Genomic DNA, 23753 nt, shown 5'->3' on the forward strand with positions numbered 1-23753 from the left:
GGCAGTAGGGCAGTAGGGCAGTAGGGCAGTAGGGCAGTAGGGCAGTAGGGCAGTAGGGCAGCTATTCCGGAGATAGTTTGCGGATAAGAAGCCGCAATAGGGTGCCAACGCTCTCGCTGCTGGTCATCAGGGGCTCGACGGCTTCCTTCGACGCGATCCCGACGCGCTGCGCAATCATAAGATGTGTTTCCAATTCCTTGAGCGACCCCTGGGCTATCCTGAGACATTGCTGATACGAGGCTCGGCTTTCGCGGCCGTAGCCTTCGGCGATGTTGGCAGGAACTGAGGTGGCCGCACGGCGAGTCTGGCTTGTCAGTCCGTGGAGTTCATCTTTCGGCCAGGCTCTTGTTGCTTCGTAAATCGAAACCGCCAGATCCATTGCTTGCTGCCAGACGATCAGATCTCTGTACGACTGGATTTTCGCCATCGCCGGCCATCCTACTGCCCTACTGCCCTACTGCCTTACTCCCTTCCCCTAAACGTTCAGCAGCAGATACTCCCGCTCCCATGGGCTGATCACTTCCATGAAGGTCTCGAACTCCGCCCGCTTGATCGCTGCATAGGTGGCGGCGAAGGACTTGCCCAGCAGGGCGCTGAGTTCCTCGTCGCCTTCGAACAGGTCGACGGCCTCGAGCAGGCCGCGCGGCAGGTCGATCTCGTCTGCGTTGGCGGTGGTCAGCACCGGAGGCTCGGCCTTGACCTTGCTGGTCATGCCGATCAGCCCGCAGGCAAGCGACGCCGCCAGCGCCAGATAGGGATTGGCGTCGGAAGACGGGATGCGGTTTTCGACACGCCGCGCCGCCGGGTCCGAGCGCGGCACGCGGAACGCCGTGGTGCGGTTGTCATAGCCCCATTTGTTGTTGACCGGCGCCGAGGCCGATTGCGTCAGCCGGCGGTAGGAATTGACGTAGGGCGCAAACATCACCAGCGCATTCGGCACATGCTTCTGCATGCCGCCGATGAAGTGGAAGAAGTCGTCGGTTTCCGACCCGTCTTCGGCCGAAAAGATGTTCTGCCCGGTCTTTTTGTCGATGATCGACTGGTGGATGTGCATGGCCGAGCCAGGCTGGCCCTGGATCGGCTTGGCCATAAAGGTGGCATAGATTTCGTGCTTGAGCGCTGCCTCGCGGATGGTGCGCTTGAACATGAACACCTGGTCGGCAAGCTCGATCGGATCGCCGTGGCGCAAATTGATCTCGAGCTGGCCGGCGCCCTCCTCGTGGATCAGCGTGTCGATCTCCAGGCCTTGGCTTTCGGAGAAATGGTAGATGTCGTCGATCAGCTCGTCGAACTCGTTGACGCCGGCGATCGAATAGCCGGCGCCGCCGCCGATCGCCCGCCCCGAACGCCCAACCGGCGGCGTCAGCGGGTAGTCCGGATCGGGGTTCTTGCGCACCAGGTAGAATTCGATCTCGGGCGCCACCACAGGCTTCAGCCCACGCTTGTCATAGGCAGCCAGCACGCGCTTCAGCACATTGCGCGGCGTGAACTCCACCGAACGGCCGTCCTGGTGGACGAGGTCGCAGATGACGGCTGCTGTCGGGTCCTCTTCCCATGGCACCACGGTCAAGGTCGACAGATCCGGCATCAGCTTCAGGTCGCCATCGTCCTCCGGATAGTGGAAACCGTTGCCATCCTCGGGATATCCGCCTGAAATCGTCGTCATGAACACCGCCGAAGGCAGCGCCAGCGAGGTATTGGAGGTGAATTTCTTCGACGGCATCATCTTGCCGCGGGCAACACCCGCCTGGTCGGGTGTGATGCATTCTATGTCTTCGATGCCGCGCCATTCCAGCCAGGCGCTGACTTCCTTCCAGTTCTTCACGCCGCGTTGATTTTTCACGAAGGCAGGCGTGCGGACGCGTCCTCCGCGGTTCGACGGACGGACTTCCTTTTTCGCAGGCGGCATCATTCACCAGTTTGGGTTGCGGGTTGCGCAGTATAGCCGTGGCCGGCGATGGAAGGGAAGGGGAGCCCACCCGATAGGTGGTGCCAGCAACGGGACAGACTTCGGCTAGAAGGGTTTGCCGGGCAGCGCGTTCGTATCCAGCCATCGATGCAAAGCGCCGGCATAGAGCCTGCGCCATCCGGTCTGCGGTGCGGTCAGAAACCAGGATTTGCGCAAATCCCAACTGTCTGCGCACAGGTCTCTGAGCCTGGTGTTGATGATGCCTTTGCCCGACAGCGGGTAGACCGAGAATTCGGAAAAGTAGATGGCGCCGTCAAGGTCGTAGAAATCGCAACGCATATGATCGAACGGCGTTGTCAGTTTCTCCGCGATTTCAAGCATGCGCGGGAAAGATGGTGGCAGATCAATCTTCACCCATTGCGGACCGCTTCCAGGCGGCGGTGGCGCGTAGTTGCCCTCACGGTCGAAATGGCATTTTTGTTCGTTGCCGAGCTCGTCGCGACGTGCCGCGTAGACATAGGCTGTCGTCCCGTTGGAGACGTGGAACTTGTACTCCAGGCGGATCGGCTCACCGTTCTCGAGCAGCATCTCCTCCACAAGGATGCGCCTGATGGCGTCCCTGTAGCCCCATTCGCCGAATTTCCTGCCATAGCGACGGCGCATCCAGCGAGCTGTACGCCGGCGCAGCGTGGCTTTGTCCACCCGACCGTTGTGAATCATCATGTTCCAGCGGCAGCCATGATTGGCCTTCACCACGACATTGCCGGCAAGCAACTCCGCCGGAATCTTTGTTGCGTCGTCCCCGGACCACAGGACTTCGGCAGTCTTGAGTTCTGGACAGGTGGACAAAGCGTAGGTTTTCGAGGCGAGCTTGTCGCAAGCCGTCGTGAAAAACGGATTGTGATCGAAAAGCTTTCGCCACAAGAACTTGTCCGCATAGGAAGCCGGTCTCGCCGGATCCGGCAGCACGCCGCTATGGTCGAATGTGCGTTTGCAAATGATGGGGTGGCGCACCAGGCACCATGCCCGCGCCAGGGCGAGGATCACTCGATCGCTCGTTCCAAGAGCCGACACGATCAGCCCATCTGCCGGGTCGAAGATGAACCGCCTCGTCGGGTTACGAACACATCTCTGGTCATGTTTCGCGAAATGCTCGTGCGGCCGATGACCTCAAGCCGGGGGTCAAGTGTGCGTTCCGCATTTTCAGCCCAAAGCCTGCCTAGCGAAATTGGCTCCCACAACACGATCTGCACAGTGTCTGGCGCGGTATCGGCGATACGAGACACGACGGCTGCCTTGGGCGAAACCATGCTCGCAACATAGACAACCTGAGCGTCGCCGTAATCATAATCGCACCCATCGCAAAACTCGGCCCGCATGCGCGCATAGCCGAGCTTGGCGGCGAGCCTGTTTGCCGTTTCGACGGCTTCGGGAACGATGTCGAGGCCGATGATCTCAGGGACCGTTGTCTGGTCGTGAATACGGAACATGGTGAATGGTCGACCGCCGCAGCCGACCATGACAGCGCGGCGGCAATTATCGAAATCGACATGATCGAAGACTTCGTCAAGGCGGTTATAGGCATCCTTTGACGACAGCACGCCTATGCTTGTTTTCCCCGCCGCGATCCGTCCGAACGATGCCGGACCATCCAGATCCTGATCCAGCATCTGCCTGATCTCGGCGGTGTCCTGCGCCTGCACCATCTTGCCGAATGCGGCGGTAAGCGCCGGCCGGTGTGAGAACAGTTCCGGGTGGGCGTCAAGCAGTTCCTCGCCCGCGTCGTGCCCCATTGCGATACCGAGATCTCGAATGGCATTGATGAGTTCGGTTGGATTATGACCTTGTAATGACGCCAGAATCCGCTCCAGCCTATCCTTCCAGACGCTCGGTTCCGTCATATTGCCCCACCCACAACTCTTGCCTTAGCTAGCAGTGCCCGGCGACAACGTCTACATCACGACATTCACCCAAACGGGCAGTCGACCATGCAACCTCTCAAACATTTGACAACCATCGGCTTCGATGCCGACGACACGCTGTGGCAGAACGAGCAGTTCTTCCGCCTGACTGAAAAGCGCTTTGCGGCCCTGCTCGCCGATCATGGCGAGGCCGAGCACATCTCGGCGCGTCTGCTCGAAGCTGAGAAACGCAACCTTGCCATCTACGGCTTCGGCATCAAGGGATTCACCTTGTCGATGATCGAGACGGCTGTCGAGGTGACCGAGGGCCGTGTACCGGCCTCGACCATTGCCGAAATCCTTGCCGCGGGCCGCGACATGCTCGGCCACCCTGTCGAGGCGCTGCCGCATGCGCGCGAGACCGTGGAAAGGCTCGCCGGCGCCTATCATCTGGTGCTGATCACCAAGGGCGATCTGTTCGACCAGGAGCGCAAGCTGGCGGCCTCCGGCCTTGGCGACCTGTTCGATGCCGTCGAGATCGTCAGCGACAAGAGCTCCGCCACCTATGCCCGGATCTTCAGTCGCCACGGCGGCAGCCCGCAGAACAGCATGATGGTCGGCAATTCGCTCAAGTCCGACGTTGTGCCGGCCATCGAGGCCGGCAGCTGGGGCGTCCACGTGCCGCACGAACTGACCTGGGTGCTGGAGCACGTCGAGCCGCCGGTCGAAGCTCCCCGCTTCCGCTCGATTGCCGATCTTGGTGAACTGCCGGCTTTGATCGAAAGCATCGACAGGAAAGGTTGACCGGATCGCTGCGGTTTCGAATGCGACGGACTGCGATCAGCCGCGCCCGAAACCGATCAGCCGGTCGATCACCGGTTGCAGCCTTTCGGTGGTAATCGGCTTGGTCACCACCACATCGATGACGCTGGACAGGCCGAGGCTTTCGGGCGTGCCGGTTCTGGTCGAAAGCAGGATCACCGAGGGCAGCGACCGCCCCGACGCTCGCCGCAAGGCATCGATGGCTGACATCAGCGCGTCGCAGTCCTTGTTGTCCGCGCCGCCGTCGAGAACGACGGCGCCCGGAATGACCGTTCGCAACGTCTTGGTCGCCATCTCAGGCGGCTCAGAGATAGGCTTCAGCCCCGACTTCTCCACGATCTTCGACACCACCACCCGGTTGATCGGCGATTTTCCGACCACCAGCACCTGGGAGAAATCCGTGAGCATTTCGGAATTCGCATCCTCGCTTTTCGAATTCAGATGTCTGGCGGTGTCGGTCTCGCGATTCACAGGACACATGGGCGGGGCGGGCACTCGGCGCTGCTTCAATGCAGGGTTGAAATACGAGAGTCAAATGGCGCGAGATCGCGCGCCATGTCAAGCTGAAATGGCGGACTTGGGAAATATAGCCAGAAATATTAAACTCGATGCCAAGGTCTGTTTTTAAACTGTAGTTAAGTGCATGCGCAAAAGCGAAAGTCACCCGCGCTGAAAACGCGCGGGTGACGTTGAAATCAGCCAGTGCACGGCCGTGTCAGAAGATTCCGTAAGCACAAAGCTTCCGTAAGGGAAGATCAACCGTGGCTCTGCTGCGTGACGATGACCGGGATCAGCAGGTCGCCCCAATTGCCGTCGCCGCCATGGTGCCGGGCCGAGCGCACCAGTTCCACCGAGACGCCCGCCTCGACTGCCTTCATCACCGATTGATTGAGCCGGTGCAGGTCGTTGGCCAGCATCCGGATGGTCGCCTGCTGGTCGACGCTCATCGTGGTGGACTGCTCTTCTGCACGTTCCTTGACGCGGCTTATCGATGCCATTTTTCTTCTCCTATGTCCCTTGCCCGTTCTGGGCGTTTCCTCTGTCGGTAATGCTGTTCCGGTTATTCCGCCGCCGGCTTGAATTGGGCGTGCTCGGTCGATTCATGCATGGCGGTTGTCGAAGACTGGCCGCCGCTGATTGCCATCGAGACGGCGTCAAAATAGCCGGTGCCGACCTCGCGCTGGTGCTTGGTCGCGGTGTAGCCGTGCGCTTCGGCCGCGAACTCGGCTTCCTGCAGCTCGGAATAGGCCGCCATCTGCCGTGCCTTGTAGCCGCGCGCCAGCTCGAACATGCCAAAATTGAGCTGGTGGAAACCGGCCAGCGTGATGAACTGGAACTTGTAGCCCATGGCGCCGAGTTCGCGCTGGAACTTGGCGATCGTCGCGTCGTCGAGGTTTTTCTTCCAATTGAACGACGGCGAGCAATTATAGGCGAGCAGCTTGCCCGGGTGATGCCTGCGAACGCCCTCGGCGAACTTCTTGGCCTGCGCCAGATCGGGCTTGGATGTTTCGCACCAGATCAGGTCGGCATGCGGCGCATAGGCAATGGCGCGCGCGATGCAGGGCTCGATGCCGTTCCTCACCTGGTAGAAGCCCTCGACCGTGCGGCCGGCGTCATAGTCGACAAAGGGCTGGTCGCGCTCGTCAATGTCCGAGGTCAAAAGCTTCGCCGCTTCCGCGTCGGTGCGCGCCACGACCAGCGTCGGCGTGCCCATCACGTCGGCTGCAAGGCGCGCTGCGTTGAGGTTGCGGATATGCGCAGCGGTCGGGATCAGCACCTTGCCGCCGAGATGGCCGCATTTCTTTTCCGAGGCCAGCTGATCCTCATAGTGGACGCCGGCGGCGCCCGCCTCGATGAACGCCTTCATGATCTCAAAGGCGTTGAGCGGTCCGCCGAATCCGGCTTCGGCATCGGCGACGATCGGCGCGAACCAGGTGTCGACCGACAGGCCGTTGCCTTCCGAAGTCTCGATCTGGTCGGCGCGCTGCAGCGTGCGGTTGATGCGCTTGACCAGTTCCGGCGCCGCATTGGCGGGATAGAGCGACTGGTCCGGATACATGGCCGACGCGGTGTTGGCGTCGGCGGCGACCTGCCAGCCCGAGAGGTAGATCGCCTTCAACCCGGCGCGCACTTGCTGCATCGCCTGGTTGCCCGACATGGCGCCGAGCGCGTTGACGAAGTCTTCATCATGGATGAGCTTCCACAGCCGGTTGGCGCCCATTTCGGCAAGGCTCTGGCGGATCTGGACCGAGCCGCGCAGCCGCTTCACGTCGTCCGGCGAATAGGGCCGTTCGATGCCGTCGAAGCGGCCTTCAGGGGCCGAGGGAACGAGGTTGTAAAAATCGGTCATTGTTCACTCCAGGTCAATCGATGTCAGTGTCTTGCAACGCCGCGCCATCCAGGATTTGCGCCGTCGGTGTGTGACATCATTTACATTGCGGTTGCGAAAGGAGCGAGGAAAACCGGCATTCTCAGCCGATAATAAGAGAAAATCTGTGTTGTGTTTGACTGGTTGGCGCTGTAAATTTGTCACGATTGTAAAAGACGATGCGCCGTTCGCCGCGCGCAAGTCGTGTAAATTCCTGTCAAGGACAGCCATGGCCGATCAGAAAATTTTCGCCGGGCCGCGCATCCGCCGCATCCGTATCGCCAAGGGACTAACCCAGACGGCGATGGCCGAAGGCCTCGGCATCTCGCCCTCCTATCTCAACCTTATCGAACGCAACCAGCGGCCATTGACGGTGCAGCTGATCCTGAAACTGGCCTCCGTCTACAAGGTCGACCCGCATGAGCTGCAGGGCGAGGCGAGGGGATCGATCTCGGCTTTGAAGGAAGTGTTCGGCGACCCGCTGCTTTCAGGCGAATTGCCGGGTGACCAGGAGCTGATCGAGCTTGCGGAAGCCGCCCCGAACGCGTCGGCGGCGATGATCAAACTGTTTCGCGCCTATCGCGAACAGGCCGAGCGGCTTTCCGACCTCAACGAGCTGCTGGCGCGCGAGGGTCGGGCCACCGCACTTTCCGGCGCGCGGCTGCCGATCGACGAAGTGCACGAAATTTTCGAACGCCGGCCGAACCATTTTGCAGCACTTGAGGAAGAGGCCGAGGCCTTCACCTCGGTGCTCGACCCGGGCGATGATCTGTTCGGCGCGCTGAAAGCCTGGCTGAAGCGTGAATACGGTATCGTCGTCAAGGTGCTGCCGGTCGCCACGATGCCGAACTGGCGGCGTCGCTATGACCGTCATTCGCAGCGTCTTTTTCTGTCGGAGCGGCTGTCGCCATTCGACCAGTTGCGTGAGGTCGCCATGGAAGCCTGCCTGATCCGCATGACGGTCGCGGTTGCCGGCGAAATCCAGGCGCTGAAGCTCGGTACGGACGAAGCCCGACGGCTCGCCCGCTTCGAGCTTGGCCGCTACGCCGCCCATGCCTTGATGATGCCCTACCAGGCCTTCCATGCCGCTGCCGTTCGGGCCCGCTACGACATTGACGTGCTGCGCTCGCGTTTCGGCGTCTCCTTCGAACAGGCGGCAAACCGGCTGACCATGCTGCAGCGTCCCGGCATGTCCGGCGTACCGTTCTTCATGCTCGAGGTCGACAATGCCGGCAATCGCTTCCGCAAGGCAGGCGGCCAGGGCTTTCCGCAGAGCCGCTTTGGCGGCGGCTGTCCGAAGCTGCCGGTCCATGCCGCCTTCGCACTGCCTGGCCAGATCCTGGTCGAGGCGGTCGAAATGCCTGACGGCGCCGAGTTCCTCTGCATCGCCCGCACGCTCGAGGGGCCGCAGGGCTCGTTCTCGGAGCGCCCGCGCCGTACCGCGCTGCTGTTGGGCTGCGACATCGGCTTTCGCGACGAGATCGTCTATGGCGCGGGGCTGCCGGCGTCGGCAAAGACCGGACAGGGCGCCGCCACGGCGATCGGTCCCGCTTGCCGGCTCTGCGAACGCGTCGGCTGCCTTGCCCGCGCCGAGCCACCGGTGACCCGCCCGCTCGGCCTCGACGAGATGGTGACCGGCTTGAGCGCTTTCGATTTCCAGTGACGTTCCAGGTCTCGCCGGCCGCAAGGTAGGTGCTCCTTAATTTCGCTGAACAATAGAGTGCGGTTCGAACCATCGCCGAACCAAATATTGATTAAGCATCGGCGCTGCGGTATTCGAAGGGCAAGCTGCGTGGCGGCCGGGGGATTCAAGGATGGACAGGAAAGCTTTGTGGCTTGGCGTAGCGCTTGCCCTTTCGGCAGGGCCGGCCGGGGCGGAAAAATCCTCGGAATTCTTCAAGAACTATCAACAGTATAGTGACGACGGGAAGGCATTCCTGGACAAGATCGAGCCGAAGACCGGCGTGGTCGACCTTCCCGAAGGCATCCATCTCGATCTCAAGGACAAGTTCTATTTTCTGGACAAGAAGGACGCCACGTCTGTCCTGACCGAGGCTTGGGGCAATCCGCCTGATACCGCGAACGAAGCCCTCGGCATGATCTTTCCGGTCAATTACGAACCCATCGCCGGCAACGGTTGGGGCATCGAGCTTCGCTATGAAAAGATCGGCTATGTCGATGATGGCGACGCCGCCTCCATCGATTATTCCGAACTGTTGAGCAGCATGCAAGCGGACACTTTGTCGGCCAACGACCAGCGGGTGAAGGACGGCTATCAGCCGATCAAGCTGGTCGGCTGGGCTTCGCCCCCTGTCTATGATTTCGTCCACAAGCGGCTGCACTGGGCAAAGGAGCTGCAGTTCGGCGCAGATACCGTCCATACGCTCAATTACGACGTGCGTTTCCTTGGCCGGGAAGGCGTCTTTGTGATGAGCTACATCGCCACGGTGGAACAATTGCCGGAGATCAAGCAGAGCCTGGATGAAGTGCTCGGCGTGGCGGACTTCAACACCGGCAAGAAATACACCGACTTCCTGCCCGGCACCGACACGGTCGCCGCTGTCGGCATTGGCGGCCTGATTGCCGGAAAGCTGGCCGCAAAGGCGGGCCTCATTGCGGTGGCGCTTATCGCTTTGAAGAAATTCGGCATTCTGCTGCTGGTTCCGCTGGCCGGTCTCTGGCGCTTCATCCGCGGCAACAAGAGCACGTCGTAGGCCCCCGTTTGGTGGCATTGCCGCCGACCGGCAGGTGGTGCGCCAACGGGAATGCCGGGCTGGATCACCTCCGGCCTTTGCCTTTGCGCTAGGCGAATGCGGCACGTTTCTGTCGTCCATTGTGCATCATGCCGTCCCGAGATAGCCGACAGTCGCACCTCATGACCGATACCGCATCTTCTCCGACAACCATTTCGCAGATCGCTTCGCCACGCGACGAGCGCGTCGGCTTCCTGCTGGTCTTCCTGTCGGCGCTGATGTGGAGCTTTGGCGGCACCATCGCCCGTTTCATCGACACCGCTGACAGCTGGACGGTGGTGTTCTGGCGCTCGGTGTGGGCAGCCGCGTTCCTGATTTGCTTCATGGCCTGGCGCGACGGCTGGCGCGGCATGCTCAGATTGTTTCGCGACATGGGCCTGCCCGGCCTCGCCGTGGCGGCCTGTTTTGCCACGGCGTCGACGTGCTTCGTCGTCGCATTGGCCTACACCACTGTTGCCAACATCCTGTTGATGCAGGCCGGCGTGCCGCTGCTGGCGGCCTTGCTTGCCTGGGTGCTGTTTCGCGAACGCGTCGCCGTCGCGACCTGGGTGGCGATCGCCGCCGTCATCGCCGGCGTCGCCATCATGGTGTCGGAATCGCTCGACGGCGCCGTATCGCCGATCGGCGACGGCTTGGCACTGTTGATCGCCGTCATGTTCTCCATCGCCACCGTCATCACCCGGCGCTTCGCCCACGTGCGGATGACGCCGGCGACCTGCCTCGGCACGATGCTGGCAGCGGCGTTCGCGGCATCGCAAGCCACGCAGTTCGCCGTGTCCAGCCACGACATGGCTTTCCTGTTTGCCTTCGGCGTCATCAATCTCGGCCTTGGCCTTGCCTTCTTCGCCACCGGCGCTCGGCTGGTCCCTGCGGCGATCGCCGCATTGCTCGGCACGTTCGAGCCGATCCTTGGCCCGATCTGGGTCTGGCTTGTCCATGGCGAAGTGCCCTCGGTGCGCACCATCATCGGCGGCGCGGTGGTGGTTGCCGCGCTGCTCCTCCATATCGGGCTCGAATTCAAGCGGCAGGCGCGACCGGCGCGGCCCGGCGTCACCGGCCTGCCGTCCCCTAATTGACGCGGCCAGGCCATATTGAAGGCGCTTCCCCCGCGCGGGCCATTGACAACCTTGCTGCCACCCGGGCAGGCTGGGGGCACGGCAACAACAAGACAGGCTTATCTTGCCAAGTGTCCCCGCCGGTCGGACCAAGACCGGATCACATCGTCGTATCTCTGCCCGCGCCACGGCGACAGCCTCTGACGGTGTCGGCGCGCCCGCCAGGCGGGAACACAGAGCCATCATCTGCCGCTTGTCGAACCGCCCGAATGGCGCCGGCAGTTCGCGCTTGTGGCTGTCCGGAAAGCTCAATACTCTGAAGCAAATGCCCAATCGCGCTGAACCTGCGACGAATTGGCGAAGGAACACTCATCAAAGGAGAACAGCATGATCCGCAAAGCGCTCTGGCTTTCGGCTACCTCGGCATTTCTGACGCTTTTTACCGTCGGTGGCCATGCCGAGGACCGCGTCGTCAACGTCTTCAACTGGTCGGATTACATCGACAGTTCGATCATCGACGACTTCACCAAGGAAACCGGCATCAAGGTCGTCTACGACACCTTCGATTCCAACGAGATCCTCGAGACCAAGCTGCTTGCTGGCGGCAGCGGCTATGACGTCGTCGTGCCCAGCGGCAACTTCCTCGCGCGCCAGATCCAGGCCGGTGTGTTTCAGAAGCTCGACAAGTCGAAGCTGCCGAACATTTCCAACATGTGGGACACGGTTTTGGAGCGGACCGCCAAATACGATCCGGGCAACGAATACTCGATCAATTATATGTGGGGCACCGTCGGCATCGGCTACAACCTCAAGAAAGTGCAGGCGGCACTCGGCACCGACAAGATCGACAGCTGGGATGTGTTCTTCAATCCCGACAGCCTGGCCAAGCTGAAGGACTGCGGCGTCTATGTGCTGGACTCGCCGGCCGACATCATCCCGGCGGCACTGAAATATCTCGGCCTCGACCCTAACAGCACCTCGCCCGACGACATCGCCAAGGCCGAGGAAACCTTGCTGAAGGTGCGGCCCTACATCCGCAAATTCCATTCGTCCGAATACATCAACGCGCTCGCCAATGGCGATATCTGCCTGGCGGTCGGCTGGTCGGGTGACGTCTTCCAGGCGCGCAACCGCGCCGTGGAGGCCAAGCAGGGCGTCGAGATCGGCTATTCGGTGCCCAAGGAAGGCGCCCAAATGTGGTTCGACCAGATGGCGATCCCTGCCGATGCGCCGCATGTCGCCGAGGCACTCGAATTCCTCAACTACATGATGAAGCCGGAAGTGATCGCCAAATCGTCCAACTATGTGCTGTACGCCAACGGCAACAAGGCTTCGCAGCAGTTCGTCGACAAGGCGCTGCTGGATGATCCGGCGGTCTATCCGGATGCCGAGACCTTGAAAAAACTCTATACGGTCCAGCCCTACGATCCCAAGACGCAGCGTCTGATCACGCGCAGCTGGACCAAGATCGTCACCGGCCAGTAAGCAATGCGACATGGCCCCGGCAGTCACCTGCCGGGGCCATTCTTCTCTGGGGCAAGAAGCAAAAAAACAGGACGGAGTGGGACATGAAATCGCTTGGCAGCATCCGCAGGGATTTCGCGCCATGGAACGACCCGAAGGCCAAGCCATATATTCAATTCGACAACGTCACCAAAAAGTTTGGTGACTTCACCGCCGTCAACAATCTCTCGCTGACCATCTTCGAGCGCGAGTTCTTCGCCCTGCTCGGCGCGTCGGGCTGCGGAAAGTCGACGCTGCTGCGGATGCTTGCCGGCTTCGAGGAGCCAACCGCCGGCCGCATCCTTCTCGACGGCCAGGACCTGCGCGGCATCCCGCCCTACCGCCGCCCGGTCAACATGATGTTTCAGTCCTATGCGCTGTTCCCGCATATGACGGTGGAAAAGAACATTGCCTTCGGCCTCAAGCAGGAAGGCATGCCGGCGCCGGACATCGAAAAGCGCGTCGCCGAGATGCTGAAGCTGGTCAAGCTCGAGCAGTTCGCCAAGCGCAAGCCGCACCAATTGTCCGGCGGCCAGCGCCAGCGCGTCGCGCTCGCCCGCTCGGTTGCCAAGCGGCCGAAAGTGTTGCTGCTCGACGAGCCGCTCGGCGCGCTCGACAAGAAGCTGCGCGAGGAAACGCAGTTCGAGCTGATGGATATGCAGCAGACGCTGGGGCTCACCTTTGTCGTCGTTACCCACGACCAGGAGGAGGCCATGACCATGGCCGACCGCATCGCCATCCTTGAAAAGGGCGAGGTGATGCAGGTCGCCACGCCCGCCGAAGTCTATGAGGCGCCTAGCTCGCGCTTCGTCGCGCACTTTGTTGGCAATGTGAACATGTTCGAAGGCAAGGTCGCCGAGCGGGCGGCAAACACCACGCGTATCACCGGCGCGACAGGCGCCCAGATCGTCGTCGAAAACAGCACCGATTCAAAGGCCGGTTCCGACATCGTCTTCGCCATCAGGCCGGAGAAGATCAAGGTAACGTCGAAGAAGCCGGCGGACGCCGTCAATGCGCTGGAGGGCGAAGTCTACGACGTCGCCTATCTCGGCGACATGACCGTCTACCACGTCAGGCTGGATGACGGGCAGATCATCAGGGCAAGCGCACTCAATGCGGCGCGCGTCACCGAGGATCCGCTGACCTGGAACGACCGCGCCTGGATCTCCTTCCGGCCCGACGCCGGCGTTGTCCTGACGCGGTAGGTGGCGGCTATGTCCAACATCGCCATCACCGACGCCGGCCCATCGACAGCGGCCAAACCATTGCTGACGCGGCTCGGCGCCGGCTTCCTCAGCCGGCTCGTCATCATCGTTCCCTACCTCTGGCTGCTGTTCTTCTTTCTCATCCCGTTCATCATCGTCTTCAAGATATCGCTGTCGCAGACGGCGATCGCCATGCCGCCCTACACGCCAGTGCTCGACTTCAAGGATGGCATTTCCGGTTGGTTTTCCGGCTTGCGCGAACTCAGCTTCGACAACTATGCCTTGCTGACGCAGGACGCGCTCTATTTCAAGGCCTATGTGACCAGCGTTATCATCGCCGCGATCTCGACCGTGCTCACGCTGCTCGTCGGCTACCCCATCGCCTACGGCATGGCGCGGGCGCCGTCGACGATCCGCCCGACCTTGCTGATGCTGGTGATCCTGCCGTTCTGGACATCATTCCTGATCCGCGTCTACGCCTGGATCGGCATCCTCAAACCCGAAGGCCTGCTCAACCAGCTGCTGCTCGCCACCGGCCTGATCGACGAGCGTCTGGTCATCCTCAACACCTACTATGCGATCTTCATCGGCATCGTCTATTCCTACCTGCCATTCATGGTGCTGCCGCTCTATTCGTCGCTGGAAAAGATGGATTACTCGCTGATCGAAGCCGCAAAGGATCTCGGCTGCCCGCCGACCAGCGCCTTCTGGAAGATCACCTTCCCGCTGTCGCTGCCCGGCGTCATCGCCGGCTGCCTGCTGGTGTTCATCCCGGCGGTCGGCGAGTTCGTCATTCCAGACCTGCTCGGCGGATCGCAGACGTTGATGATCGGCAAGACGCTGTGGAATGAGTTCTTCCAGAATCGCGACTGGCCAGTGTCGTCGGCGGTTGCGGTCATTTTGCTCTTGTTGCTGATTGTACCGATCATGTTCTTCCAGCGGGCCCAGGCACGCGCCCAGGAGCAGGACAAATGAACCCCACCTGGAGCCGCTTCAACGTCACCTCCGTCGTGCTGGGCTTTGCCTTCCTCTATCTCCCGATCGTGCTGCTCATCGTCTTTTCTTTCAACGAATCGAAACTGGTCACCGTCTGGGGCGGCTTCTCGACCAAATGGTACGTCTCGCTGTTCCACAATCAGGGCCTGATGGACGCCACCTGGGTGACCGCGCGCGTCGGCGTCATTTCGGCGACGGTAGCGACCGCGCTCGGCACGCTGGCCGCCCTCACCTTGACCCGCTACACCCGCTTCCGCGGTCGCATCCTGTTTTCCGGCATGGTGTTTGCGCCGCTGGTCATGCCGGAAGTGATCACCGGCCTGTCGCTGCTTTTGCTCTTCGTCGCCGTCGGTCTCGACCGCGGGTTCCTCACCGTCACGCTTGCCCACATCACGCTGACCATGTGCTTTGTGGCCGTTGTCGTGCAGTCGCGTCTTGTCTCGTTCGACCGGTCGCTGGAGGAAGCTGCGATGGATCTCGGCGCAACACCGGTGAAGACCTTCTTCCAGATCACGCTGCCGGTCATCATGCCGGCCATCGTGTCCGGCTGGATGCTGGCCTTTACGCTGTCGCTCGACGATCTGGTCATCGCCAGTTTCACCTCTGGCCCCGGCGCCACCACGCTGCCGATGAAGATCTACAGCCAGGTTCGTCTCGGCGTGACGCCGGAAATCAACGCCGCCTGCACCATCTTGATCGCGGTCGTGGCGGTAGGCGTCATCATCGCCTCGGTCGCCAACAAGCGGCGCGAGGTGCAACGTCAACTCGATGAGCAGGCCGCTCAACGCGGTTGATCCAGAGCAATTCCGTCCGGAGTTGCGTCAAACAAACAGAGCACGGCAGCCCCAGGCGAGGGGCTGCCTATTCGCCTGAAATGCCGCGGCTGATCGGCGAGATGAACGGTGTGCTCCAGGTGCCGCCGACGAAGAAGGACGACTGGTTGGGCCCCTGCTGGCCATTGGCGGGTGCTGCCGCCGGATCGGCTTGGGTAACGCCGCCCGACAGAGCCAGCCCGCGTCCGCCATAGGACGCGATGCCGGACAGCCAGATCTTGTATTTCGCCGAATTGGCCTCGGCCTTGTCCAACCGCGCCACGCCCTTCGAGATGGTGGCCTTGAGCTCGGCGCCGTCGATCGGCAGCGTCCCGTCCGAGACATCGTCGAGCGCGAAGAAGCCGCCCTGTTCGGTGTGCTTCAGAAACGCCGGCAAATTGAGCCCGCTCAGCGCGCCCGGCCCGAACGTCGCAGAGACCGAGCCGTCGGCGTTCTCGAAGATCGAGTCCCAGGATTTGCCAGGCCCTTTGAGAATGACCGAGACCGTGCCGGTGCTGGCCGGCACCAGCCGTGTCATTCCGGCCGCGCTGCCAAAAGCGCCGCCGTCTATATCGGAGGCGAGCAGCCGGATCTCGACCTGCGAACCCTCGGGCTTGCGGTCGAAACGCAGGCTGCTCTGGATGTTGCCACCAAAGGCCGACGCATCGGAGATATCGAAGACGGCAAGACCGTTCTTGACCTGCGCGGTGGCGGCGACGTCGGCAAGCTGGATCGCGCCGGCCGAGGCATGCGCCGCCGATAGCCTCAGATCGAGATTTACGCGGTCGGCAAAGCTGGTGTCGATCTCGCCGGGCCCGGTTTCGCCGGTCGGCGCCAGCGGCGTGAAGGCCGAGAACAGCGACCTGAGATCGAGCGTGTCGAAGGCGAGCGTGCCCGACATCACCGGCAGGGCGTCGCCAAACGAGAAGTCCAGCGCACCCATTCCCGGGTTATTGTCGAGCGCAACCGCGGTGTTTTCGAATTTCACGCGGCCGGAGGTCGCCGTGATCTTGCTCGAAATCGAGACGGAACCGATCGCGGTACCAGGGGCAATGCCGGCCTGCAACCATTCCAGCACGCGTCTGAGCGAGGGCGCGGCGAATTTCGCCTGGCCGTCGAAATAGGCATTTTGCGACATGCCGGCCGTGCCGTCGAACGAGAAGCTGGCCGGCGCAGCCTTGAACGAAAAGGTGATTGGCGCAGCACCGCCGGCAAACAAAACCAGCGGATTGGCCGAGGACGCATCGACGGTTACACTCTCGCCGCGCCAGATGCCGGTCGCCGACAAGGTCGCGTTGCTGTTCATCGCCGCCCAGCTCGCCTGGCCGGACAGGCTTGTGAGCAATTCGACGTCCTTGCCGCCGATGGAGGCGACCATGCGGCCGTCCCTGAACTCCACCGTACCGAACGGATCGGTCGGCAGCTTGCTCAGATCGGGCTTGGACGGATCCGCACTCACCACGCCGCGCGCGGTGTCAATCGAGCGCGTGATGCGTCCTCCCGTCGGTACGGCGGGCAGAAACATCCCGTTTGCGGTGCGCTGAACTCGGATCGTCGGCCTCACCAGCCGTGCGGTCGAAAACACCACATCGCCCTGCAGCGCCGCCATGGCGGAAAGGTCGACCTCGACCCGCTCGGCTTCGATCACCGGCGGCGCGTCGGTCTCGGTCCACTGAGACAGCGTGACGTCGCTCAAGATGGCGCGGAACTTCGGCCACACCTCGATGCGCGGCGAACCGTCAATGGTGACCCTGAAACCGCTCCATGCGCTCATCTCCCAGGCGATGCGGTCGCGCACGATCCGGGTCGAGGCAATCAGCGGCAGAGCGGCGACGACCAGCGCGATGACGAGCACGGCAACGCCGATCGCCCATATTCCGCGCCGGATCAAAGGTGATGGCATATCGCCCCGTATGCTTTCATTCCGCCAAAATCACCCGACGGGTGTAACCCAGCGCTGACGCATTTCAAGTCTTTATGGCTCGGCGATGGCAATTGCGCACATGTGACCGAGTTTAGCTGAACAAAATCTTGCTCTGCCGCAGGGCGATAGGCATAAGCGGTGCAGCTCCAGCCTGCTACGAGGCGCGGCGTTTTTGGGACAGCTGCGCCTGTAAGGCTGGGGCTAATGCATGTCGCACGGAAGTGTGCAGCGGTTCCGGGACAGCGACATGCATAGAAACAAAAGCATATCAGTCTTGCGACGCGACGGGCTTCAAGGAGGATCGATCATGGCTGCCGAAGCACCGCTCTGGACCCCGACGCAAGACCAGATTGACGCAGCGCCCTTAACCGCCTTCACGAAGGCGGCGGCAGCCAAAATCGGCACATCCTTGGCCTCTTACGCCGAACTGCACCGCTGGTCGGTCGAGGATCGCGAAGGCTTCTGGAGCCTGCTGTGGGACTTTTGCGGCATTGTCGGCGACAAGGGCGAGACGGTGCTCGTCGACGGCGACAAGATGCCCGGCGCCGCCTTCTTCCCCGATGCGACGCTGAATTTCGCCGAGAACCTGCTGAAAAAGACCGGTTCCGGTGACGCCATCGTCTTTCGCGGCGAGGACAAGATCGAGCGGCGGCTGTCGTGGACCGAACTGCACCAGCTGACCTCGCGCTTGCAGCAGCTTTTCCTGTCGCTCAAGGTGAAGAAGGGCGACCGTATCGCGGCGATGATGCCCAATATGCCGGAGACCGTCGCCGCCATGCTGGCGGCCGCCTCGATCGGCGCGGTCTGGTCGTCCTGCTCTCCCGATTTCGGCGAACAGGGCGTGCTTGACCGTTTCGGCCAGATCGAACCGGTCATCTTCATCGCGCCGGACGGCTATTGGTACAATGGCAAGGCAATCGAGGTCGCCGACAAGATTGCTGCCGTTGCCGGGAAACTCGAAACCGTCGGCAAGGTGCTGATCGTCGATTATCTCGGCACGTCGCGCGACATCGCAGGGATCATCGACAAGGCCGTCGCGCTCGAAGAGGCGCTGTCACCTTTCGCTGCCAAGCCTGTCACCTTCGAGCGGCTGCCGTTCTCTCATCCCCTGTATATCCTGTTTTCGTCAGGCACCACCGGCATCCCCAAATGCATCGTCCATTCGGCTGGCGGAACGCTGATCCAGCATGTCAAGGAACATCGGCTGCATGCCGGATTGCTCGAAGGCGACCGCTTCTTCTACTTCACCACCTGCGGCTGGATGATGTGGAACTGGCTGGTGTCGGGCCTGGCTTCGGGAGCGACGCTGCTGCTTTATGACGGCTCGCCCTTTTACCCCGACGGCAATGTGCTGTTCAGCTTCGCCGATGCCGAGAAGATGACCTTCTTCGGCACCTCGGCCAAATTCATCGATTCCGTGCGCAAGGCCGGGCTGAAGCCGATCCGCAGCCATGATCTGTCGAGCGTGCGGGCGATTTCCTCCACCGGCTCGCCGCTTTCGCCTGAGGATTTCCGCTTCGTCTATGAGGGCATCAAGAGCGACGTCCATCTGGCATCGGTCTCGGGCGGCACCGACATCGTCTCCTGCTTCGTGCTCGGCGTGCCGACGCAAGCTGTCTGGACCGGCGAGATCCAGGGGCCCGGCCTTGGCCTTGCCGTCGATGTCTGGGACGACGACGGCAGGCCGATCCGCGGCGAGAAGGGCGAACTGGTTTGCACAAGAGCGTTTCCGTCGATGCCGATCGGCTTCTGGAACGACCCTGAGGGCAAGAAATACCGGGCGGCCTATTTCGAGCGCTTCGACGATGTCTGGTGCCATGGCGACTTCGCCGAATGGACGGCGCATGGCGGCATGATCATCCATGGGCGCTCCGACGCGACGCTCAATCCGGGCGGGGTGCGCATCGGCACGGCGGAGATATACAACCAGGTCGAGCAGATGCCGGAAATCCTGGAAGCGCTGTGCATCGGCCAGGATTTCGACAATGACGTACGCGTCGTGCTGTTCGTGCGGCTGGCCGCCGGCGTGACGCTGGACGAGGACCTGGAAAAGCGCATCCGGGCGAAGATCCGCACAGGCGCCAGCCCGCGCCACGTGCCGGCAAAAATCGTTGCCGTCACCGACATCCCGCGCACCAAATCCGGCAAGATCACCGAGCTTGCGGTGCGCGACGTCGTGCACGGTCGCGCCATCAAGAACAAGGAAGCGCTGGCCAATCCGGAAGCGCTGGAGTTGTTCAAGGATTTACCGCAGCTGGCGGAGTGACCGCCGCCGCTATGGTTAACGAGATATGTCGGTCGAATTTACCTAGATTTCACGAGTGGTACACATTCGTAAATTTTTTGGGCGGCCGGTAAGGAGTTGTTAAGGCCCGGCGTTGATAGTCGCACGTAACTTGAGGGAGAAATCCCGTTCCTCGTCCCCTGAGGACCAGATTCGCTCAAGCCCCCGTTGTGACAGCAAAATCCCTTTAAGGCGTCCTGTTGGACGCCTTTTCTTTGTGCCGGTTCAGGATCGATCGACCCTATTCGGCCAGCACCCGCGTCGACGGGAAGGCCACCTCGACCAGTGTGCCTTCGCCCGGCGTCGAGGTGATGGTGAAGCGTGCCCGGTTGGCCTCCACCATTGCCTTGGTCAGCGGCAGGCCGAGACCGGTGCCGTCACCGCGTCCGCGCTTCAGCGCGTTGATCTGCTTGAACGGCTTCAGCGCCTGCTCGATCTCGGCATGGCTCATGCCGATGCCGGTGTCGCGCACCCGCATGACGACATCGCCGGAGGTTTCATAGGCGGTCGACACGATCACCTGGCCGCCGGCCTGCGTATAGCGGATGGCATTGGACAGGATGTTGAGCGCGATTTGGCGCACGCTTCTGAGGTCGGCGACCACTTCCGGCAGACGCGAAGCGAAGCTGGAGCGGATGATGACGCGCTCGCGGTTGGCCTGCGGCTGCATCATCGCCACCGTCTCGGCCAGCGTATCGTTGAGCGACACCGCCTCGTAGTCCATCTCTTGCTGGCCGGCCTCGATCTTCGAGATATCGAGCAAATCGTTGACGAGATCGAGCACGTGGTTGCCCGAGCGGTTGATGTCGCGCAGGTAGTCGCGGTAGCGGTCATTGGCGACCGGGCCGAACTTCTCGTCCACCATCAGCTCGGAAAAACCGATAATGGCGTTGAGCGGGGTACGGATCTCGTGGCTGATGCGGGCGAGGAAATCGGTCTTCTGCGAGGAGGCGCGCTCGGCCACGGCTCGCGCCTGGGTCAGATCCTCCTCGGCCCGCTTCCACTGCGTGATGTCGCGCACCACGGCGCAGAAGCCGCTGTCGTTGGGCAGCCGGCCAATGGTCATGAACAGCGGGATGAAGCGCCCTTGTGCCTCCCGCCCGATCACCTCACGGCCGTCATTCATCACGCTCGCCACGCCGGGTTCGGATAGGCCGTTGAGATAGTCGCGCGCCGCGCGCTGGCTTTCGATGGCAAACAGCGAGGCGAACGGCTTGCCGGTGACCTCGTCGCTGTCGAAGCCGAACAGCGCCTCGGCCGGCCGGCTGATCGAGCGGATGTCGCCGTCGCGGCCGATCAGCACCACGCCATCGGTCGCGGTGTCGATGATGGTGCGCATTTCGGCGATGCGCGATTTGAGCTCGGAAACGTCGGGCTGCGTGTGTTCCTCGCCTGCCATAGGCGCGACCATCGGCGCCTCGTCCTCGCCGGTGCGCCGCACCACCAGCATCAGCGCCTTGCCGGCCCGCCACGGAACCGAACGCAAAATGGCCTCGATCGGAAATTCTTGGCCCTCGCGCGTCTTCAGCCGCAGCGTATGGTCGCTTTCATCGGCCGCCTCGGAGTAAGGGTCGGCAAACAGGGCGTCGAGGCCGCCGGCGTCGCTCAGGTCCTCGAGCGTGTTATAACCGGTCAGGCCGAGGAATTCCTCATTGGCGTAGTGAAGCTCGTCACCCGAATGGATAAGCAACGGCACCGGCAGCTTGCCGAGGATCGACGTGTCCGGCGCTTTGTGTTCGTCTCCGGCCGAAAATGCCGAAGGCACAAACCCCTCAAGTTTCAGCGGTGGCACTTTCAGCCGTGGCGGTTCTGCCGGCACTGTGTCTGCATCGCCGGCCTTGTCCCCGTCCTCCGCGGCCGAACCGGTCGTCTCGTCGGCCGAGGCCCAATCCTCATTGTCCTCGGCATCGCGGAAATCGGCCGCCGTCATGCTGTCGTCTTCACCGGCATCGGCCGGCGCCTCGGCAACAGCCGGCTGTGGCTCTACGGCCTGGACGATCTCCTGAGCTTTCGTCTCATCCGGTTCGGAAACCGGCATCGCTTCGCTGTTGGAAGACGTCGCTTCGGGACTTTCTCCGGTGACGGAGCCTGGTTCGGGATCGGCATAGTCGAGCAGCGAGCGCGAGACTGTCGGCGCCTTCGCCTTGCCTGCTTCGCTGCCCGCAATGACGTCGCCCGGCAGCGCGCCGTCGAGCCGCGCCAGATCCTTTTCGTCCTCGGCATCGCTTTCCGGCGGTTCGGCCTCAGCCGTTTCGCTTTCGGTTGCGATTGCCGATGGTTCAGCCGCGGCAGCCGGGGCGGCTTCGTCCGGGCTGGAGGCCTCGGCGGGTTGCTGGGTTGGCGCGGCCGTTTCAGCCTGGTCCACCTCGACATGATCCGGCTTGGGCTGATCTGCCATGGCGTGGTCCGGCCCGGCCTGGTTCGGCGCGACCTGACCTGGCTTGGCAGGTTCGGCCTGCTTGGTGGTCTCAGCCTGTTCCGGCGGGGGATTGTCCTTCTTCAGCCGCTCGCCGATCTCGCGGAAAGCGCTGCGCTCCAGCGTCGACAGCCCCTTGTCATTGGCGGGCTGCCGATGCTCAGCCAGCCGGATGACCTTGTCGGCAAAACGCCGTTCCTGCTTCGGCACGATGGTCAGTGCGGGCACTTCGCCCTCGAACGGATCGGCCGCTTTGGGAACTTCCGCCACGGTCTCTTTCGGGGCTGGCCCGGCTGCTGCCGGTGGCGCGCCATTGGGAACCAACGCCATGCCGAGCGCTTCCGGGTCGACCACGGCATCGCTGGCGCGGGCGACGCCGAAACCGCGAAACCCTTCGAAGGCCCGGCTGCGGCCGTAGACGGGGAGTGCGGCCAGATCGACCGGGATCTTCAGGTCGGTGCCGGCAACCGGCCACAGCACCGAGCGGCCCGACCAGGTGTCGCGCCGTTCGAGCAGGCCGGCGATCTCGCCCGAGGCATCGAGGCCGAACGTCGTTGCAACGTCCTTGAAGCGGCGGCCGATCACATCGGCGGCGGGCTTGCCGACAATGTCTGCGAATTCTGGCGACAGCGCGCTGAATTTGCCGTCAGCGTCGGTGCGCCATACGAAACGCAGCGGCGGCGCCGAACGGTCGATCTCGCGGGCGGCAGCAGCGCTGTCGGGCTGCGCATTATCGGCCCCCGATTCCACCCCGGCTTGTCCAGGGCTGTCCGGCTCACTTGCCTGCGGCTCTTCGCCGGCATGGAAGTACCAATGATCATGTTGCGCTGGCGCGCTGTCGTTGGCCGCCTTCTCGCGGCCGGTCGTCTGCTCGCGATCGTCTGCTTTTGTACCGGTTGACATCGAAGCATCATGTTCGGTCGCAGCCGGAACTGTCTCCACGACGTCCGGCGCGGCTGTGACTGGTGCGTCGTGATTCTCGCTCGCGGCGGCTTGGTTAGCCACCGCATCCGACGTTACCGCGTCCTCTGGGGCGGCTTGAGTCGGGCCTGCGTTCTGCTGGGCTGCAACAGGCTCGGCATCCAGTTCACCGACGGGATTTTCCTCACCGAGCTGATCCTCGTCGATGACCACCAACAAATGCCTGGTATCGGTCAGGCGGGCGAAGCCGGCCGGATAGGAATTGGTGCCGCCGGGTACCAGCCGCTTGACGATGCGGTCGTCCTGGCTCGCCACGTCGGCGACAAGGGCAGCCAGCGTCTCAGGCCGGATGGCGAGCGCGGCAAAACCATCCGAAGCCGCCTCGACCGTGCCGGCGGCGTCGACGAAGGCGATGAAATGGCCGTCTTCGGTAAAGCCGCTGATGGCGCGGGCCGCAATCTCGGCGGCATTGCGCGAGCCGGTCTGCGCCGCCGGAACCGCCAGCATGATAGCGCTTTCGCCATCCGGCATCGTCACCGCACTGGCCAGGAAGCCGGCGGCGCGGCTGGTCATGCCGGTTGCCAGCCGCACCGTGATGGCGCGGTCGCTGCCGATCTTCGGGAAGCCGGCGGTCGCCATGATCTGTCGCCTGGCGATCAGCGGCAGCTGTGCCGAAGCGCCGATGATGGTTTCGATATCGGGATAGCCGAACACCGCCGCGCCCGGCCCGTTGGCCCAGATCACCTGTTCGAGGTCAGCCGACAGGATCGCGATCGCGTCGCCGGCGGCAAAGCGCTGGCGGACCGCGTCGAGCACGGCGACATCGAGGAAAGAGTAGTTCTCGGAAGGCATGCGCTTGGCGGACCCTTTCGGTAAAACCTCTT

Annotated in this window: 18 protein-coding genes; 9 read left to right on the forward strand and 9 right to left on the reverse strand. The window is 62.5% G+C overall.

Features of this window, described 5'->3' with window-relative positions:
* Positions 1 to 61: 61 nt before the first annotated feature.
* The 4 genes from ACWGTO_RS24755 to ACWGTO_RS24770 form a co-directional block, all read right to left on the reverse strand.
* Positions 62 to 427 (reverse strand): four helix bundle protein, encoded by a 366-nt coding sequence (locus tag ACWGTO_RS24755; protein WP_454577427.1) that lies wholly within the window; start codon positions 425 to 427, stop codon positions 62 to 64.
* A gap of 48 nt (positions 428 to 475) precedes the next feature.
* Positions 476 to 1912 (reverse strand): glutamine synthetase family protein, encoded by a 1437-nt coding sequence (locus ACWGTO_RS24760; protein ID WP_454577428.1) that lies wholly within the window; start codon positions 1910 to 1912, stop codon positions 476 to 478.
* A 102-nt stretch (positions 1913 to 2014) separates the two neighbouring features.
* The gene (locus tag ACWGTO_RS24765) at positions 2015 to 2956 is read right to left on the reverse strand and encodes an ATP-grasp fold amidoligase family protein (protein WP_454577429.1); all 942 of its coding nucleotides are present in this window, start codon (positions 2954 to 2956) and stop codon (positions 2015 to 2017) included.
* 29 nt (positions 2957 to 2985) lie between these two features.
* The gene (locus ACWGTO_RS24770) at positions 2986 to 3810 is read right to left on the reverse strand and encodes a hypothetical protein (RefSeq protein ID WP_454577430.1); all 825 of its coding nucleotides are present in this window, start codon (positions 3808 to 3810) and stop codon (positions 2986 to 2988) included.
* Positions 3811 to 3897: 87 nt separating this feature from the next.
* On the opposite strand from ACWGTO_RS24770, the gene ACWGTO_RS24775 reads away from it, so the two are divergent.
* Positions 3898 to 4614 carry an HAD family hydrolase gene (locus ACWGTO_RS24775; RefSeq protein WP_454577431.1) on the forward strand — a complete coding sequence of 239 codons (717 nt, stop codon included), beginning with the start codon at positions 3898 to 3900 and terminating at the stop codon, positions 4612 to 4614.
* 36 nt (positions 4615 to 4650) lie between these two features.
* Here ACWGTO_RS24775 and ACWGTO_RS24780 read toward each other — a convergent pair whose 3' ends face one another.
* The 3 genes from ACWGTO_RS24780 to aceA all read right to left on the reverse strand — a co-directional run bounded on the left by ACWGTO_RS24780 (position 4651) and on the right by aceA (position 6982).
* Positions 4651 to 5040, reverse strand: coding sequence for a response regulator (locus tag ACWGTO_RS24780; protein WP_454577432.1), 390 nt, complete (start codon positions 5038 to 5040; stop codon positions 4651 to 4653).
* A 347-nt stretch (positions 5041 to 5387) separates the two neighbouring features.
* On the reverse strand, positions 5388 to 5630 hold the full coding sequence (locus tag ACWGTO_RS24785) for an SMc00767 family acetate metabolism repressor (protein ID WP_006202762.1): 243 nt from the start codon (positions 5628 to 5630) through the stop codon (positions 5388 to 5390).
* A gap of 62 nt (positions 5631 to 5692) precedes the next feature.
* The gene (gene aceA / locus ACWGTO_RS24790; protein WP_454577433.1) at positions 5693 to 6982 is read right to left on the reverse strand and encodes an isocitrate lyase; all 1290 of its coding nucleotides are present in this window, start codon (positions 6980 to 6982) and stop codon (positions 5693 to 5695) included.
* A gap of 247 nt (positions 6983 to 7229) precedes the next feature.
* Here aceA and ACWGTO_RS24795 point away from each other — a divergent pair, with 247 nt between their 5' ends.
* From ACWGTO_RS24795 to ACWGTO_RS24825, 7 genes are all read left to right on the forward strand, one after another.
* Positions 7230 to 8663, forward strand: coding sequence for a helix-turn-helix domain-containing protein (locus tag ACWGTO_RS24795; RefSeq protein WP_454577434.1), 1434 nt, complete (start codon positions 7230 to 7232; stop codon positions 8661 to 8663).
* A 151-nt stretch (positions 8664 to 8814) separates the two neighbouring features.
* Positions 8815 to 9714: a DUF2167 domain-containing protein gene (locus ACWGTO_RS24800; RefSeq protein ID WP_454577435.1), complete on the forward strand. Its 900-nt coding sequence runs from the start codon at positions 8815 to 8817 to the stop codon at positions 9712 to 9714.
* A gap of 161 nt (positions 9715 to 9875) precedes the next feature.
* Positions 9876 to 10829 carry a DMT family transporter gene (locus ACWGTO_RS24805; protein ID WP_454577436.1) on the forward strand — a complete coding sequence of 318 codons (954 nt, stop codon included), beginning with the start codon at positions 9876 to 9878 and terminating at the stop codon, positions 10827 to 10829.
* 366 nt (positions 10830 to 11195) lie between these two features.
* Positions 11196 to 12293 (forward strand): polyamine ABC transporter substrate-binding protein, encoded by a 1098-nt coding sequence (locus ACWGTO_RS24810; protein ID WP_454577437.1) that lies wholly within the window; start codon positions 11196 to 11198, stop codon positions 12291 to 12293.
* A gap of 83 nt (positions 12294 to 12376) precedes the next feature.
* A complete protein-coding gene (locus ACWGTO_RS24815; RefSeq protein ID WP_454577438.1) occupies positions 12377 to 13516 on the forward strand; it encodes an ABC transporter ATP-binding protein in 1140 nt (379 codons plus the stop codon).
* Positions 13517 to 13525: 9 nt separating this feature from the next.
* A complete protein-coding gene (locus tag ACWGTO_RS24820; protein ID WP_454577439.1) occupies positions 13526 to 14491 on the forward strand; it encodes an ABC transporter permease subunit in 966 nt (321 codons plus the stop codon).
* Entirely contained in the window at positions 14488 to 15306 is an 819-nt protein-coding gene (locus ACWGTO_RS24825; RefSeq protein WP_454577440.1) for an ABC transporter permease, read from the forward strand. Before ACWGTO_RS24820 ends, ACWGTO_RS24825 begins: the two co-directional genes overlap by 4 nt.
* Before the next feature lie 67 nt (positions 15307 to 15373).
* On the opposite strand, the gene ACWGTO_RS24830 is transcribed toward ACWGTO_RS24825, so the two are convergent.
* Entirely contained in the window at positions 15374 to 17227 is a 1854-nt protein-coding gene (locus tag ACWGTO_RS24830; RefSeq protein WP_454577441.1) for an AsmA family protein, read from the reverse strand.
* A gap of 328 nt (positions 17228 to 17555) precedes the next feature.
* Between ACWGTO_RS24830 and ACWGTO_RS24835 the strand changes: the two genes are divergently transcribed.
* Positions 17556 to 19514, forward strand: a complete 1959-nt coding sequence (locus tag ACWGTO_RS24835; RefSeq protein WP_454577442.1) for an acetoacetate--CoA ligase — start codon at positions 17556 to 17558, stop codon at positions 19512 to 19514.
* A 259-nt stretch (positions 19515 to 19773) separates the two neighbouring features.
* Here the strand turns inward: ACWGTO_RS24835 and ACWGTO_RS24840 are convergent, their stop codons facing one another.
* Positions 19774 to 23721: a PAS domain S-box protein gene (locus ACWGTO_RS24840; protein ID WP_454577443.1), complete on the reverse strand. Its 3948-nt coding sequence runs from the start codon at positions 23719 to 23721 to the stop codon at positions 19774 to 19776.
* Positions 23722 to 23753: the final 32 nt, after the last annotated feature.

The organism is Mesorhizobium sp. PL10 (assembly GCF_053714315.1).